Source organism: Flavisolibacter ginsengisoli DSM 18119 (assembly GCF_900129295.1).
GTDB lineage: Bacteria > Bacteroidota > Bacteroidia > Chitinophagales > Chitinophagaceae > Flavisolibacter > Flavisolibacter ginsengisoli.
The window spans coordinates 1-14,910 of record NZ_FQUU01000032.1 but is presented as its reverse complement, the minus strand read 5'-3'; the positions used below and the strand labels follow the sequence as shown (position 1 = coordinate 14,910).

General features: G+C 40.2%; 11 protein-coding genes. 4 read left to right on the top strand and 7 right to left on the bottom strand.

The annotated features are described in order from the left end of the window. The coding region (locus BUA53_RS20425) for a PKD domain-containing protein (protein WP_072837253.1) at positions 1-3,557 on the bottom strand (3,557 nt) is incomplete at its 3' end. A gap of 376 nt (positions 3,558-3,933) precedes the next feature. Between BUA53_RS20425 and BUA53_RS20420 the strand changes: the two genes are divergently transcribed. The 3 genes from BUA53_RS20420 to BUA53_RS20410 all read left to right on the top strand — a co-directional run bounded on the left by BUA53_RS20420 (position 3,934) and on the right by BUA53_RS20410 (position 7,165). Then, complete coding sequence (locus tag BUA53_RS20420) at positions 3,934-5,286, top strand: oligosaccharide flippase family protein (protein WP_072837252.1); 1,353 nt, start codon at positions 3,934-3,936, stop codon at positions 5,284-5,286. Positions 5,287-5,369: 83 nt separating this feature from the next. Next, positions 5,370-5,990, top strand: a complete 621-nt coding sequence (locus tag BUA53_RS20415) for an acyltransferase (RefSeq protein WP_072837251.1) — start codon at positions 5,370-5,372, stop codon at positions 5,988-5,990. Positions 5,991-6,040: 50 nt separating this feature from the next. Then, positions 6,041-7,165 carry a glycosyltransferase family 4 protein gene (locus BUA53_RS20410; protein WP_072837250.1) on the top strand — a complete coding sequence of 375 codons (1,125 nt, stop codon included), beginning with the start codon at positions 6,041-6,043 and terminating at the stop codon, positions 7,163-7,165. Between the two features lie 80 nt (positions 7,166-7,245). Here BUA53_RS20410 and BUA53_RS20405 read toward each other — a convergent pair whose 3' ends face one another. The 6 genes from BUA53_RS20405 to BUA53_RS20380 all read right to left on the bottom strand — a co-directional run bounded on the left by BUA53_RS20405 (position 7,246) and on the right by BUA53_RS20380 (position 14,195). Next, positions 7,246-8,223 (bottom strand): hypothetical protein, encoded by a 978-nt coding sequence (locus BUA53_RS20405; protein WP_139256534.1) that lies wholly within the window; start codon positions 8,221-8,223, stop codon positions 7,246-7,248. 70 nt (positions 8,224-8,293) lie between these two features. Continuing rightward, complete coding sequence (locus BUA53_RS20400; protein ID WP_072837249.1) at positions 8,294-9,496, bottom strand: glycosyltransferase; 1,203 nt, start codon at positions 9,494-9,496, stop codon at positions 8,294-8,296. 157 nt (positions 9,497-9,653) lie between these two features. Continuing rightward, the gene (locus tag BUA53_RS20395) at positions 9,654-10,772 is read right to left on the bottom strand and encodes a sugar transferase (RefSeq protein WP_072837248.1); all 1,119 of its coding nucleotides are present in this window, start codon (positions 10,770-10,772) and stop codon (positions 9,654-9,656) included. 38 nt (positions 10,773-10,810) lie between these two features. Further along, positions 10,811-11,194, bottom strand: coding sequence for a response regulator (locus BUA53_RS20390; protein ID WP_072837247.1), 384 nt, complete (start codon positions 11,192-11,194; stop codon positions 10,811-10,813). Between the two features lie 408 nt (positions 11,195-11,602). Beyond that, complete coding sequence (locus BUA53_RS20385; protein ID WP_072837246.1) at positions 11,603-12,832, bottom strand: glycosyltransferase family 39 protein; 1,230 nt, start codon at positions 12,830-12,832, stop codon at positions 11,603-11,605. 250 nt (positions 12,833-13,082) lie between these two features. Next, positions 13,083-14,195 (bottom strand): glycosyltransferase family 4 protein, encoded by a 1,113-nt coding sequence (locus BUA53_RS20380; RefSeq protein WP_072837245.1) that lies wholly within the window; start codon positions 14,193-14,195, stop codon positions 13,083-13,085. A gap of 494 nt (positions 14,196-14,689) precedes the next feature. On the opposite strand from BUA53_RS20380, the gene BUA53_RS20375 reads away from it, so the two are divergent. Beyond that, positions 14,690-14,910: transposase (locus tag BUA53_RS20375; protein ID WP_175546130.1), on the top strand; the 221-nt coding region annotated here is incomplete at its 3' end.

The following is a 14,910-nucleotide window of genomic DNA, read 5'->3' as shown; positions in this document are numbered from 1 at the left end:
ATGGCAACTGTATCTTTTGAAACAGCACCACCATTGTCTGTAACCTTCAGTTCAAACTGGTAGGTGCCTTCTTTAAGGCCTTTTACCAGGCTGGAAGCTTCAGAAGGAGTGGCAATGGAACCAGTAGATGGTCCTGATACCTGGCTCCAGCTGTAGCTGGCAATAGATCCGTCAGCATCGCTTGCTGTACCACTAAGCAGGGTGCTGTCCTTAGGCAGGGTAATGCTTTGATCAGCACCTGCATTGACAACAGGAAGTTGATTGGCAGCCGGCGCCTGTGATTCCTGGAAGAAAGCAGGTGTACCAGTAAGTATTACATTATTGCTACTTATTATAGTACTGCTATCCGTTTTTGAGAAGTTCCAGTCTTTTTTTACAAGATTCCCTGATGGAATTATAGATGCAGGGAAACTAATTTTTCCCGATGCTGATTCCGATAGGTCTGTAGTGGTTTTAGCCCATAATACATATACATAACTTCCATCTTTACCCTTGAAGGCTCCTCCATCAAGGGAAGGAGTAAGGTTAAGCGCTGCTGTTCTTGCAGCATCATAAGTGCGACCAAATAAAAGATCAGAGGTCGTCTTCATGGCTATACCCTGGTCAGTGGGAGTGGCATTATATGGTTGTTTGTCACCAAAATAATAGTAACAGCCAAAAGCATCCCAATGATCTGTTGCGGCATTGGCACCATCCGCGCTGCTGAACCAGTAGGTTTGCTTGATCTGGCCATCCATTTGTGTTTTCACATGCGCCTTGATCATATAATTACGCTGCACTTCATTACCACCAAATTGGCTGGCATCAGATTGGCGGCTCATCCCCGTTTCGGTACAAATAAATTGCTTTGCAGGATAGTTACTGGCATCATATCCATAACTATGTAATAATGCATCCATCCTGTTTTTGATCATCAGGTGTTTGGCAATAGCAGAATCAGAATGACGGTAATAATAAAAGCCATCAGCACTTGCTGGTTCACCAGCTTCAGCCCAGTTGCGCAAAAGAAATTCAGGATAGGTATGAAATGAAAGAATGTCAAAATAGGCTCCTCCTTTTAAAGGAAACTCACTGGTTACCTGGCCGCCATTAGGATTATCGCTGTTACGAAGTAAAGCATCAAGGAAGGAACGGTTGCCTATACCACCGGTACATACATAAGCATTTGGCTGGTACTTTTTAATTACTTCCCAACTAATGCGAAGCATGCGGATGTAATATTGAACCGGTGTTCTGAGATTTACAAGGTCCTCAGGGGTTGGATCATGGAAAAACCAGCTGTTTGGGTTGGGCGGGTTGGAATCTCCTAACCAGCCACCATCACCATAGGTGAAATCTGGCTCATTCCATACTTCGTAGAACTTTATATATTTTCCATAGATCTTAACCACTTTATATAAATAGGCCGCAAACGTGTTATTCGGGTTTACTTCACCATTAATAAATATGGGTTCATATAGCCCTTTGAAAACTTTGGCCTTACTGTCCGTACCGGCATAGAAAGCAGTATCCCATTTATTGGCATCTCTTGGTCCACCGATCATTACTGTAGTTTCAGTTGACCCAAGCATCTTCAGATGTTCGTAATCCCCAATCAGTGAACTGTCACCATACCAACCCAGGTAGTTATCATAGATCTGCATTCTGAATGCCTTACCACCAATACCTTTAACCGTATTGCCGGCACCCAGGTCTATAATTTGTTGGGTACTCCAGTTTGAACCATACCAACCTGGGTTTAACCCATATCCATATTGACCATCATAAGCTTTGTAAGATTCAAAATCATTAGCTGTTGGAGATGATGATCCGGTTTGTATATCACTGACCATAACGTTCACCTCATCCCATGAAGAAGCACCTTTATTGTCTGTAACAGTAAGGCGGAAAATATAAGCTCCGGGTTCCAGTCCGCTGATAGTAGTAGAAGCAGTTGAGGGAGATTCAATAACTGCATTACCACCACTCATTTTGCTCCAGCTGAAAGACGCTATTGTACCATCAGGATCAGATCCATTACCAATTAATGTAACTGAATTTGCCGGAAGTGTAACTGCTTTATCAACGCCTGCATTAGCTTTTGGCGCCTGGTTAGGAGCTTCGCCTCCCAATATCTCCAGCCAGTTAATATTCCATCCGGTAGTTGATACAGATTGCAGGCGAATGGTTTGATTGCCCGCGATAAGATTCAATGTAACGGGTACTGTTTGCCATGTTTGGAATCCACCTGTTACAGGCACATTAACAGTGCTTAATACAGTACCGCTACTGTTACTAATTTGAAATTGTGACCCGGTATAAGGGGTAGATATCCTCAGATTGACAGTATAAGCACCGGCTGCAGGAACTGAAAAAGTATATTCCATCCAATCATTCTGATCTATCCAGCCTACATCCAGTGTACCACCGGCATCAGAACAAGGTTCAGTTTTTACCCCGCTCATAGCACTCCAGTTCTCTGCTTCTATTTTATAACTAGGTCCGGAATAAGGGGCCGGGTTAACAGTGATAGTTACATCATCGCTGGCCGTTGCTCCCTGGTTGTCTGTAACTGTTAAACGGAAAACATAATTTCCCTGGACCAAGCCACCAACCGTAGTTGATGCTGATGAAGGGGTGCTTATGCTTGCTGTCCCACCTGATACCTGGCTCCAGGTATAGGAAGCAACAGATCCATCAGCATCGTTGCCAGCTCCATTTAAGCTTATGGAATTTGTAGGCAGGGTTATGCTCTGATCTGCACCTGCATTGGCTGTAGGTGGCATATTGCTTTGAACAACAGTGTTTTTAGAATACTGTAGCATCCACTCATACACATTCAGGTTATTTTCTTTAAAGGTCGGATCATAGGTTTTTGTCCATGCATCATGACTGTTTACTGGCCATATTGTTTTTTTACCAATTCCTCCATCATTTGTAATGTTCGTGATCCAGTCTTTTGTATAGGAAGAAGGAACGGTTCCATCAAAATCATTATGTGTAGCCCAAACCGGCAATTTCGCAGTGGCAATTGCCTGTGCTTTGCCCTGGTCGGGCCATGAAGCGCCACATACAGGAACGATGGCTGCAGCCCTTGTGGGATAAGCTGATGCAAAATCCCATGTAGCACCGCCGCCCATGCTCAGGCCAGTAACATATATCCTGTTTTGGTTTACTCTATAGTTATTAACTGCATAGTTAATAACATCGTTAACGTCAGATCCGGAAGGCCAGGCTTTAAACTGCGGAGATATTACAATAAATCCTTGTTGCTGACCATCAACTGTAAATGATTTGGGGAAACCACCATCATTGATTAATCGAGGAAGGGCATACCAGCAATTCAACAGTTTGGGTAAATCTGTTGAGGTGCCGTTCCCCAATTCCCCAAGTCCATGAACAAAGACGATCAGTGGATAGGATCTGGCATCAGAATTATAAGTGGAAGGTAAGTATTCGTAATAACCACCGGAGTTAGCTGTGGTAGTTATGTACTTAGGTGTTTGTACCTGTGCATTTGCGTTACTTATAATAGTAGCACATAGCACCAATAAGAGTAAAACTCTCTGGCTTTTCATAGTGACTGGATTTTAGGATTTGGATTGTCCTTAAAAAGGTACCAACGTGTTGAATGCTGGTATCTTCCCGGGGACTAAAGTAAAGATAATCGCAATTGGAAACTATAGTAGAAATTCGAGATTTTGAAAATATAAATTAGTAGTTTCTCTTAGTATTTGCCGGGGTTTATTCTGAAAGTACAGGCGCACATATTATCTTTTATTTTCTATGTTCACTTTACAGAATAGGCGCGGTAATTGGACAATAGGCAGGATTCTTTTTACTTTGTGGAAATTTCAGGGTTTCTAACCGGCTATAGTAATGGGTAAGATATTAAAAAGAGTCCTGCATTTTTCTGTATGTTTGAACGCACCCTTTAAACGCATATAAATACCCTTGAAAAAATACCTTTCGTCATACTGGATCCGATCTGCCTTTTATACTTTTTTACAGCGGTTTTCCTTGACCCTCTTTGGCTTTGTCAATTTCCTGATATTGATCAGGAGCCTTAGCAAACCGCAGATGGGTGTGTGGGCTTTCTTTCTTGTAGTTACCACATTGTTTGAATCTACAAAATCAAACCTGTTGAAAAATGCCCACATCAAATTTGTGGGAAACAGTAACAGGGAAAAGACGGCCATTGCTTCTTCATCATTGTTAGTCAATGCATCCATAAGCATTTTGTTTATCTGTTTTCTTTTTCTTTTCTCAGGGTATTTAAGCAATTGGCTGCATACCGGTAAAGAGTTAGAAGATATGTTGCGTTGGTTTACCCCGGGAATGATAGCCCTTGTTTACTTTTCCCATTTTGAAGCAGTATCACAATCGCACCTGGATTTCAAATCTGTTTTTGCCGGCTATTTTGCAAGGCAGGTCTTATTCTTTTCCCTGGTAGTAGGACACCAGTTGTTGAAGATCCCATTTTCCCTGGTGCACCTTGCCATTTACCAGTCTGCAAGCATTGTGCTTGGGGCTCTTGTACTATTTCTGTTTGGCAAAAAACACCTGTTATATGTATTTAACCCCACCATTGCATGGATCAAAAAATTACTGGGTTTTGGAGGTTATATATTCGGTATTGGCATCACATCCAGTATATTTTCCAACCTGGACCAGTTAATGATCGCACGTTTTACTTCAAGCAAAAGCATGGTGGCCAGTTACAATGCTGCCACCCGTATCAGCGCCCTGGTGGAAATTCCTTCCTATTCTGCAGCTGAAATATTGTTGCCCAAGGTTTCACAGGTAGACATGAGTGAAGGTTCAGATAAAGTAAAATATATGTATGAACGGATGGTGGGCATTTTGTTATGCTTTACTACGCCGGCAGCTCTTTTCATCATTATATTTCCTCACTTCGTAGTAAATCTTATAGCAGGTTCACAGTATGCTGATTCTTCCTTTATTCTCCAGATGTACATGCTTTCAGGTTTGGTAAAGCCAATACAAAACCAGGCTGCCAACATCTTATTATATATAGGCAAGGCAAGACTATGTTTCCTGTTGAATGTTTTGTTTGTTGGTATTAATGCAGGATTGAACTATTTATGTTTTATCCAGTTTGGTCCATATGGTGCAGCTATTGGAAATGTCATTGGCACTGTCCTGGGTACCATTGTCTGGTATAACATTCTTAAGAAAAGCATAGGGGTAAATTTCGGTAATATCTGGAAGTATATCCTTGATACCATAAAAACGATAATGGAAAAAATTGCATTGCTGGTAAAAGCAAAGCAGGTTCAATTGTAATTACGGAGCATTTTCTTTTTCTTTCTATAAACCGTATATTTTACAGGTGATTTTGTCACCATAATAGTTTAAGATTCTAAATAATGTCCTCGATAAAAGAAAAAATCAAAGGCAATAAAAAATTAAAAGGATTCGTCCACTGGCTTATCATTCCTTCTTACCAGGCCAGGCCCCGCAAATGGGTCAGTTGGTTTGTCAATCCCTTTTACCATAAGATCGGTAAAAATGCCGTGGTCAGAAGAAGGACGCGTATGGATGTTTTGCCGTTTAACCGTTTCGAACTCGGCAACTTTTCAACAATTGAAGACTTCTGCACCATTAATAATGGGGTAGGAGATGTGATCATAGGAAATGAAACAAGGATAGGCATGGGGAATGTCATCATTGGCCCGGTTACTATAGGTAATTCAGTCATATTTGCCCAGAACATCGTAATGAGTGGCTTAAATCACAGCTATGAAGATGTTACCCTGTCAATAGATAAACAAAAAGTTACCACGGCGCCTATCGTTGTAGAAGATGAATGTTGGATAGGAGCGAATGCGGTACTAACAGCTGGTGTCACCGTTGGCAAGCATAGTGTCATTGCCGCAGGTGCAGTAGTTACCAAGGATATACCTCCGTTCTCTGTTGCGGTAGGTAACCCTGCGCGGGTTATCAAAAAGTATGATTTTGATAAAAAGGAATGGGTAAGGGTGTCATAATCTTTCAATACCAGTCATAATAAATGACCGGTACTTAATCATTGTATTGTATGCGGATAGGTATAGAAGCACAGCGCATTTTCAGGCCTAAGAAACACGGAATGGATGTAGTGGCTATTGAACTGATCAAAAATCTTCAGCAGCTTGACTATAAGAATGAATACGTAATATTTAGTCGTAAAGGAGTAGACGATAATACCATCGTTGAAACCAGCAATTTCACCCTTGATAAATTTTCAGCTTTAACTTATGTCGACTGGGAACAGTTTCAGTTGCCTGGAAAGCTAAAAAGCAGGAAGATTGATCTCCTGCATTGCACAGCCAATACAGCTCCCTTGAAATGTTCCATTCCCCTGCTACTGACCCTTCACGATATTATTTACCTGGAAAATGTAGATTTTAAAGGCACTGCCTATCAAAACCTGGGAAATCTTTACCGGAGGTGGCTGGTACCAAAAATTGTAAATAAAGCTTCTCTTATCCTTACAGTTTCAGAATTTGAAAAGCAAAATATACTTGAACGCCTGCCTTCAACTGAAGGTAAAGTGCAGGTTTTATATAACGGGGTAAGTCCTCAGTTCAACAATAACTATAGTCAAAAACAGGTGGAGGAACTAAGGACTGAGTTTAACCTTCCTGCTCAATTTGTCATGTTTCTAGGCAACACGGCTCCCAAAAAGAATACACTCAATGTTATAAAAGCCTACGTTGACTTATGTCTAAAACATGAAAACAAAATCCCCCTGGTATTGCTTGATTATAAAAAAGAATTAGTGATCAGGATTCTTGAAGAGCTTAAGCAACCAGGACTCATTGATATGTTTATATTTCCTGGTTATGTGCCTCACCATAAGATACCCCTTGTATATAACGCGGCCACTTTATTTTTATATCCTTCTTTACGTGAGAGCTTTGGCCTGCCTATTCTTGAAGCCATGGCCTGCGGTACACCTGTCATTACTTCTTCCACTTCCTCCATGCCTGAAATAGCGGGTGATGCAGCCTTGCTGGTAGATCCGTATAAGCCGGCTGAACTTACCGCTGCCATGCACAAATCATTAACCAATAATAATTTATTGGCAGACCTGAAAGAAAGAGGTTTGAAAAGGGCATCCTGCTTTACCTGGAAAGCATCTGCAGAAAAGCTGCTGCAGATCTACGAAAGCCTTAGATAAGATATTCAGTAAAGCTTATCATACTAAGAAAATAATGAACATGGGTATAACAATAATGGCCGGAAACCCGGCCATTATTATTATACCAAATCAGCTTGTCTCTTCCGGACGTTGAACTGCGAATTGACAAATTGTATGAGTTCATTATCCGTTTTCGCATGGAATATCTTTGCCCCTGAAAGCTTGGGGTATAATGTATTAAAACAGTTAAAAGTGTGTTCCGGCCCTTGTTTGGAGAGGATCACATTTGTCCCTTTGAAATAGCTGGCCAAAACCGAAGTGCCGCCATGCGTAGATATAAAATTCTCGCAGTTGGCATACACTAATAATTGCAGATGATTAAAGTTCTTGGCGCCTCCTTTATTTTCCTTAAACAGATCGTCCATTAGTATGACTTCGGGGTGATTGGTCTTTATCCATCCCAATTCGTTCAGCTCATAAATATCACTGTTGTCCATAGTGATATGCTGGGCTCCGGGCCTGTTGTAAATTATAGTGTAGGAATCCTTTAGATTTTCAAAAATGTAATCAAGCATTTCAATGCTTAAAAAAGATATAGGCGGGCCATCCCATTCCTTATTAAACCTGTTTGCTACAATAAGCGTAGGTTTTTCATAAACGTATATATCATTTTTATAGACATCTTTTAAGGGTACAGGCAACCATTTTTTCATATCATAATCGTGGCTGTATAATACCCTTGGCACCTCGTAATTAAAATTGCCCTCATTGGTCCTTACGTCAAAGACTTCTTTATGATCGGGCGAGAAATAATAAAACTCAGAAGTAAAAGTTGAAGATAAAGTTGATTTTAAAGTTCCGTTTTTATAATGCCAGTAAGCAAAAGGCAATACGAATTGTAATTCAGGGCCAAATTCACCACAATAAGAAATGGTCTTGTATTTTTTCTTGGTGATGTAGTCCTTCACCACATATTTCCACTGGGCCAGTTCACAATGGTAAGTGTCCCGTATGAAATAACGCAGGTTGCTATCCATTTTTTTATACCGGGTGTGGATATAAAGACCAAAAAATTTGTTGAGCAATTTTGTAAACATGGTTCAGAATTAAGTTAAAACAAATGTTTTAATCATAAGCGGTTCAAGGTGGTAATTCACTTTTAAAATCCTAAGCATTCATCATGATCTCTTCAAAGGCTGCTGCCCGGCTTTCCCAGGTATGCTGGCATGCCAGGTCAATGCGCGCCTGCCTCAGTTCCCCGGTGTCATTATGCAACGCATTATTGATACTTGCTGAGAATTCTTCTGCGGTGGAACAGTAAGGTACCAATTCCCCGGTAAAATTCTTCAGGTCAAGGTTGAAGTCTGTAGCCACTACAGGCTTTCCCGATCCAAGGTATTCAAACAACTTCATTGGGAAAACCGTAGCGCTGTCCTCGTACCTCCTAAATGGTATGATAGCAACATCAAAGGTTTTCAGCACGTTGGGCAGTTGAGCGTAAGGTATACGTCCTATAAAATGGATATTATCAATGCTATCAATATATCCCGGTACATATTCTTTCTCAACAGGGCCCGCAAAAACAAAGCTTTTATCCTTATTCATTAAGGCTACATCTCTTAGCATGGCATAGTCAATGCGCTTTTCTATGTTGCCAAAGTAGCCAATAATTGGTTTTTTAAATTGGGCCAGGCCCTCATATTCCGGGAGGTTCTTATCAGTGGCAAGTATGCTGTGCTTAATATCTGCTGCATTGGAAACAAAAAACGTCTTTGGATGAACTTTCTTCTTTTCATCACAAAGCTTTTGGCTGGTGCAAACCACCAGGTCACTGTCTTTTACCAGGATATCTTCCGATATCACACCATGTTTGGCATCGTAAGGCATGATGACCGGGTCAATGCAATGGTAGATCTTCAGCGAAGGCTTGATATGCAGGTATTGAGTAACATTAGGATAATGAAATACCCACGAGTTGATAAATATATAATCCCTGATATTATCCCTGGCAATGATCTTATTGATACGTTCTGCTATCTTTTTGTCGTTTAAACGTAAAAGCGTTCTGTAGATCTTTCCCTCAGGTAAAAAATGAAGAGAATAAAGAGGCGGAACTATAAGAATATTTAAATTAGGGATGGATGTAGAAAGGATGCCATCATTCTTTCCTTCAAAAGCATCCTTCCTCACTTTATAAGATTCTGTATTCTTGAGCCTCATGGCATCCCTTGTAGTAAAGGGATAATCTATATAGTAAACAGTATGGTTGTTCTTGGCGAATTCCTTTGCCAGGATAAAGCTTACTGATTCATACAGATGATCATACCTGCCATATCCAAAAAGGAAAATCGTTTTATTTTTTGCCTGCATAGGGGTTGATTCAAGATTATACAAGAATAAAGTTCATTATCTGTATTATAATACTTCCGCCACATAATTATGCAGCTATAAAATTATAGCAATTGTTGAGCCTGCTTTTTTAAGCTGGAAAACTTTCTACAATTCTAAATGAAATTAGAATACAAAATTAAACATCACTCTTTTGTAACAGTGCTGCAGGGGTTTTTGCCATGATCCAGAAATCATAAAGAATATTAGCCTGTCTTGCATAGGAGATATCAAGGCTTATTCTTTCATCTATAGACATTTCAGCTTTTCCACGCTTCTTGATTTGCCATAACCCTGTGATACCAGCGGGTGCCATGAAACGCTCAACGAAGTCATTAGTTGTCAGGGTTGCAGCTTCATAAAGAGGTAAGGGCCTGTTTCCAACAAGTGACATATCACCTTTTAAAACATTGAAAAGCTGGGGCAATTCATCCAGGCTGGAATTACGAAGAAATTTACCAACCTTAGTGATGCGGGGGTCATTGGCAATTTTAAAGAACTTGGCTCCATTGGAGGTTTGACCATATTGGTTCAGGTGAGCCAATGCCTCTATTTTCTTGTCGGCATTCACTACCATTGTCCTGAACTTATAAAATTTGAATATTTTAAAGCCTCGTCCTGCTCTTTTGGCTGCATAAAAGATGGGTCCTTTGGATTCCAGCCTTATAGCCAGGGCTATCAGTGCCAAAATAGGCAAGGCCACTATCAGTAATAATGTAGACAGGATGATATCCAGTAATCTTTTAGATATGGAGTATTCAGGTTTTACACTTTCTTCCTTTTGGTGTAAAGCCATATTATATTCCTTTGCTTTCTTAAGGAATGATATCTTACTGGAAAAGTTAAACTGCCAGTTAGAGAGGTCTATAACATCATCAACAATGCTGGTATAAAATTCCAGTTGATCTTTGGGTAGCTGGCATTCATTATAAATTACAGGAATAGAGCTATAACCTTTACCCATTGACCTGATAAAGCTTTCAAAGCTTTTCAGTTCCCCGGGATTATAAGGCACATCCAGTATAATGACGTCTACTGTTTGTTCATTAAAGTTCTCTGATTTAATAAGTTTTTTCGCATTCTCCATGTTCTCAGCGATCACTCCTGAGATGGTAGTATTCAGTAAAAACTTGATAGAATTATCATTTTTACCAACATAGAGGAAAAATAGAGGGCTTTTTTCGTTAGTAATGGTAGCTACCCGTAAATACTTCCTGGTTTCATCTTGAGTAGCCTTATTTAATAGATCTGCTTGCATTGTTTCTGGTTTTAGGGTTTGGGTTATTAATTACAGGATTAAACATTACTCAGCATCGTTTCTGATGTGAGGTTTTTAATAGCTGCAATCAGGTCCACCGGATTAAAGGGTTTGAAAAATATCTCGTCCAATTCAAATTCGTACGATTTCTGCTTTACTGAATCATTATTTTCAGTAGCTAATACGATCACAGGTATCTTAAAGAGCCTGCTGCTCTTGATGTGTTGTATCAATTCCCAACTTTGTTGGGGTTGAAAATCCACATCTACTATCAGGGCACCAATCTGTTTATTGATTCTCAACTGGTGTGTTGCCTGAAAAACGTCCGCTACGGGTACAAACCGATATTCCTTTTCAAAGATCGTCTGTAACAGGTAGTTCATGGCTTTGTTGCCATTTACACTTAAAATACTTTTGCTCATAGTACAATAGGGTTGATTAGAATCTCACGTTATCGGGGTACAGGTCTTACTGAACTATGGCAATTCAAGGCATTGGAATATTAGGGGCATTAAGCCGGGCTAGGGTTTGGATCGGATAACAAGCTATCTGGAAATTTCAATAAGGATTCTTGAACGTGGTTTGCTCAAGCAGTATTGAAGACGGTTGTTCAAAGGTATTATGAGACCGGGTGGTCGCAGATAGAAATATAAGACTTCTCTTAAAGGTCTAAAAGTATAATTTTTAAATGGTTCATACAATTTTTTTTTAGGGTCACAAATAATATTTAATACTTTTTCAAAAACCAAGCCATTTGGATATTCCTCAAAATTGTGGAATCTCTTGTGCCTGACTTCCTTACTACTTCATATTTTATACCATTTATACTTTTAGCCCTGGTAAATAAAATGTATGGCAAAACTTAGAATGTTCAATAAAACAGCATAAACCACCATGCCCTTAAAAAGCCATTTTGGTATGGAAGATGCGCCCAGCGCGGTTAAAACAAATAGCAGGGGTAAAAAATCGAGGGTAAACCGGCTGGTATTGACCTGTTCCAAACCGTTATTATGATAAAATAATTGTCCTGTTAATATAATAAGCACCGTTATCCAGGCCCCAACTTTAAGATATTTTGGCCATTGGGCTTTGAAACTAGCCACTAGAAAGGGGCTTGCTGCCAGAAGTGAGGTGCCCCAAAGGTCCATATCCTTAATATTGAGGTATGTATTTCCCTTAAATTCAATATTGAACCCCTTGATCAAAACAGAATAAAGGTTGAAAAGAAAATACCTGATATTGAAAACACCAAAATGATCCACTCTTTCCTTAAGCACCCCTATAAACAGTATATAATCATAGCCTGTATTGAACACATTCCCGAAACGCAGGTAGTTATATACCATGTATATAATTATAAAGCAACCAATGGGGAAAATAAGTTGTAATACCAGCATTAACTGCAGCTTTTGACCTGACTTCTTATTCAAATAGAGCAGGTAGGCCAGGGCAAATACAGCATAAAAAACAGTGAACTGGCGTGTGAGGAAAGTACATCCAATATAAATTCCGGCAAGCCACCATCTTTTTTTCCCTAAAACTTCATTGATCAATAAAAACTGGAACAATATGGAGATAATGTGGGCAAAGGCATACACATGATGACTGGTAAATAGGGCAAACCAATAGCCGGTTCCAAAAATAAATGCAAGCAATAGCCAGTTAAAGTAGGCTTGAGGAATGAGTAAGTGAACCAGTATTTTGTATAACAGGTAAAGATTTATGCAGGATATTAACGTGGCAATGGCAACTGTATTTACCTGGCCGGCCCCAAAAATGGCCACAAAAGGCATTAATATAAGTGAAGGCAGCGGGGGATAAGGTAAATAATAATGATTTCCATAATGCACCATATCCCCGTAATAATTCATTTCGGGAAGGAACAAATGGCCATGTAGCAATGATTCAGCAAAAAGCGTATACCCATTGTTCAATCCATCATTCCGATAAAAATTCAAAATGGCGGGTATCTGAAGTATGATAAAGGCAGCAAAATAAATACCCCAATCATTTTTTGTTGGGGACTCAAAGCGGGAAAGCCTGCGGATTCGGTCTATCATCAATTATAAGATAACTATCAAAATTATGCTCTAATAGTTTTTTTTATATGTTTAGTGCAAATGTACCGACCAAAATGCAAGGGTTATACCCAAGTATGGCCTACCCATGTTTTTTCTGAATAAATGAAGGCCAATTGCCGCATTTAAACCGGAATGCCTGGAAATAAATATGTATTGTCCATCAAATAAGTTGAGTTTTCCGGGTAAATATCTCCAATTTACCATCCAGTTATCCTTATTTCTTAAATGGTTAAGAGGCCATGGACCTTTCAGCTGATGGAATAAGTGTGGAACTGCCAGGTTTCAAGCGCTGAAAAATAAAAGTGGCCAAAAGCATGATGGCGATAAGGATCCCGATGGCTGGTAACTGGGGTATATTTTTAAGAAAGTATCCCGATGCCAGTAGAAATCCATGCAATAAGCAAATGGTCCTGGAAGTAAAGCTATGGCTCCAGCCATTATTGGTCAATAAGTGATGAATATGATTTTTGTCCGGCGAAAAAGGCGATCTGCCCTGCCATGTCCTTATAGTAAACACCCGTAAAGTGTCGAATACCGGGATGGCTACCACCGCAAGAGCAAATACGGGCGCATTTGAAATGATAACTCCATAGTGTAATCCCGAGTTAAGCTGGATAATTTCAATGGATAGTACTGCCACCACAAAACCTAATACCAGTGAACCTGTATCGCCCATGAATATACGGGCCGGGTTAAAGTTATAATACAAAAAGCCCAGTAATCCACCTCCTAAAGCAAATGCTATGATAGCACTATTGCCGTCTTTACATAAATTGAGGATGATGCCTAAAATAATAAGGCTCATGAATCCAATGCCTCCTGCCAGTCCGTCAATGCCGTCTATCAGGTTAAAAGCATTGGTAATTCCTGTTATAGTAATAATAGTTATGGTGTACTGGGCAGCTACGGGCAGTTGCTCTATTCCAAAAAGGCCATTGAAACTTTCTATCCTTATGCCGCTGAAAGCTATCAAACAGGCCACTGCAGCCTGTATTACCAATTTATAACGGGCAGGCATATTTCGTATATCATCCATGATGCCCACTGCAAACAAGGTGCATATGGAAAAGAAAAAAGAAATGGTCAGGATGTCATTGGTGAACCGGTACCAGAGCAGGCAGGCTACGATCAGGCTCAAAAAGCTGGCTATGCCTCCCATGGTGGGTATAGGTGTAATATGTTCTTTTCTGTCATCCGGAACATCAAAAAGATGGAAACGGTTAACGACCCTTATAAGGGGTGGCATGACCAGCATTGCTATAATGAATGCCGTGACAAAGGCCAGGATGCTGAATTTAAAGGCAGAAAAATTCAGGTTGATTTGGTTTAGCAGTTGCAGCATAGCAGATATTGGTACCGGAAAAATAAGTATAAATGCTTACTAATACAATACTCTTTCGGTAATGCGTAAAAAAAGTCACGTTTATCGTAGCAGGGGCCAGGCTAAATGAAAGACGGTCAGTCAATGCACCCGAAGCTCCCCGTTAAAGCTTCGGGCTGGATGCTCATAGGGTAAGCGCTTTGTAAGACTTTCCCGGTTTCATTCTCTTCTATCCATCTCTTATGCATACACGAACGCTCCTCCAGGTATGTAACATCTATGTACCGTCTCTTTAAAGAGCCGTTACATAGGCGGCACAAAGGCGGCACATAGGCGTTACATAGACGTTGCATAATAGAACTAAGATTATGTGTAGTTCCAAAATAGGTTGACACTTTTGGTAGTGTTTAGATAACTGTGTAAAGGGATAGTGAGGCACAGCAGTTGGGTGATTAGGATTACCTCAGCTGCTGTTGCCGGACGATATTAGTTAACTTTAAAACACAGTTGTTTTTATGGAAGTCAGCGAACAATTAAAGCTTTTGCTCAAAGAGCAGGTAAAGCGGCAATCCAGCGCTGGTGGCATCAGCGATTTATTGCAACAAGTCTTTAAAGAAGCTATCCAGGAGATGCTTCAGGCAGAAATGGACAATCATGTAGGCTATGAAAAGCATGCTCCTGATGCCTGTGAGTATCCCAATAGCCGCAACGGAACCAGCTCAAAAACACTTAAAAC

Bases quoted from the DNA above. Each gene is read 5' to 3' on its own strand.
- BUA53_RS20415 (WP_072837251.1), top strand. From the start codon at position 5,370: ATGTCCTCGATAAAAGAAAAAATCAAAGGCAATAAAAAATTAAAAGGA.
- BUA53_RS20410 (WP_072837250.1), top strand. From the start codon at position 6,041: ATGCGGATAGGTATAGAAGCACAGCGCATTTTCAGGCCTAAGAAACAC.
- BUA53_RS20405 (WP_139256534.1), bottom strand. From the start codon at position 8,223: ATGTTTACAAAATTGCTCAACAAATTTTTTGGTCTTTATATCCACACC.
- BUA53_RS20400 (WP_072837249.1), bottom strand. From the start codon at position 9,496: ATGCAGGCAAAAAATAAAACGATTTTCCTTTTTGGATATGGCAGGTAT.
- BUA53_RS20395 (WP_072837248.1), bottom strand. From the start codon at position 10,772: ATGCAAGCAGATCTATTAAATAAGGCTACTCAAGATGAAACCAGGAAG.
- BUA53_RS20390 (WP_072837247.1), bottom strand. From the start codon at position 11,194: ATGAGCAAAAGTATTTTAAGTGTAAATGGCAACAAAGCCATGAACTAC.
- BUA53_RS20385 (WP_072837246.1), bottom strand. From the start codon at position 12,832: ATGATAGACCGAATCCGCAGGCTTTCCCGCTTTGAGTCCCCAACAAAA.
- BUA53_RS20380 (WP_072837245.1), bottom strand. From the start codon at position 14,195: ATGCTGCAACTGCTAAACCAAATCAACCTGAATTTTTCTGCCTTTAAA.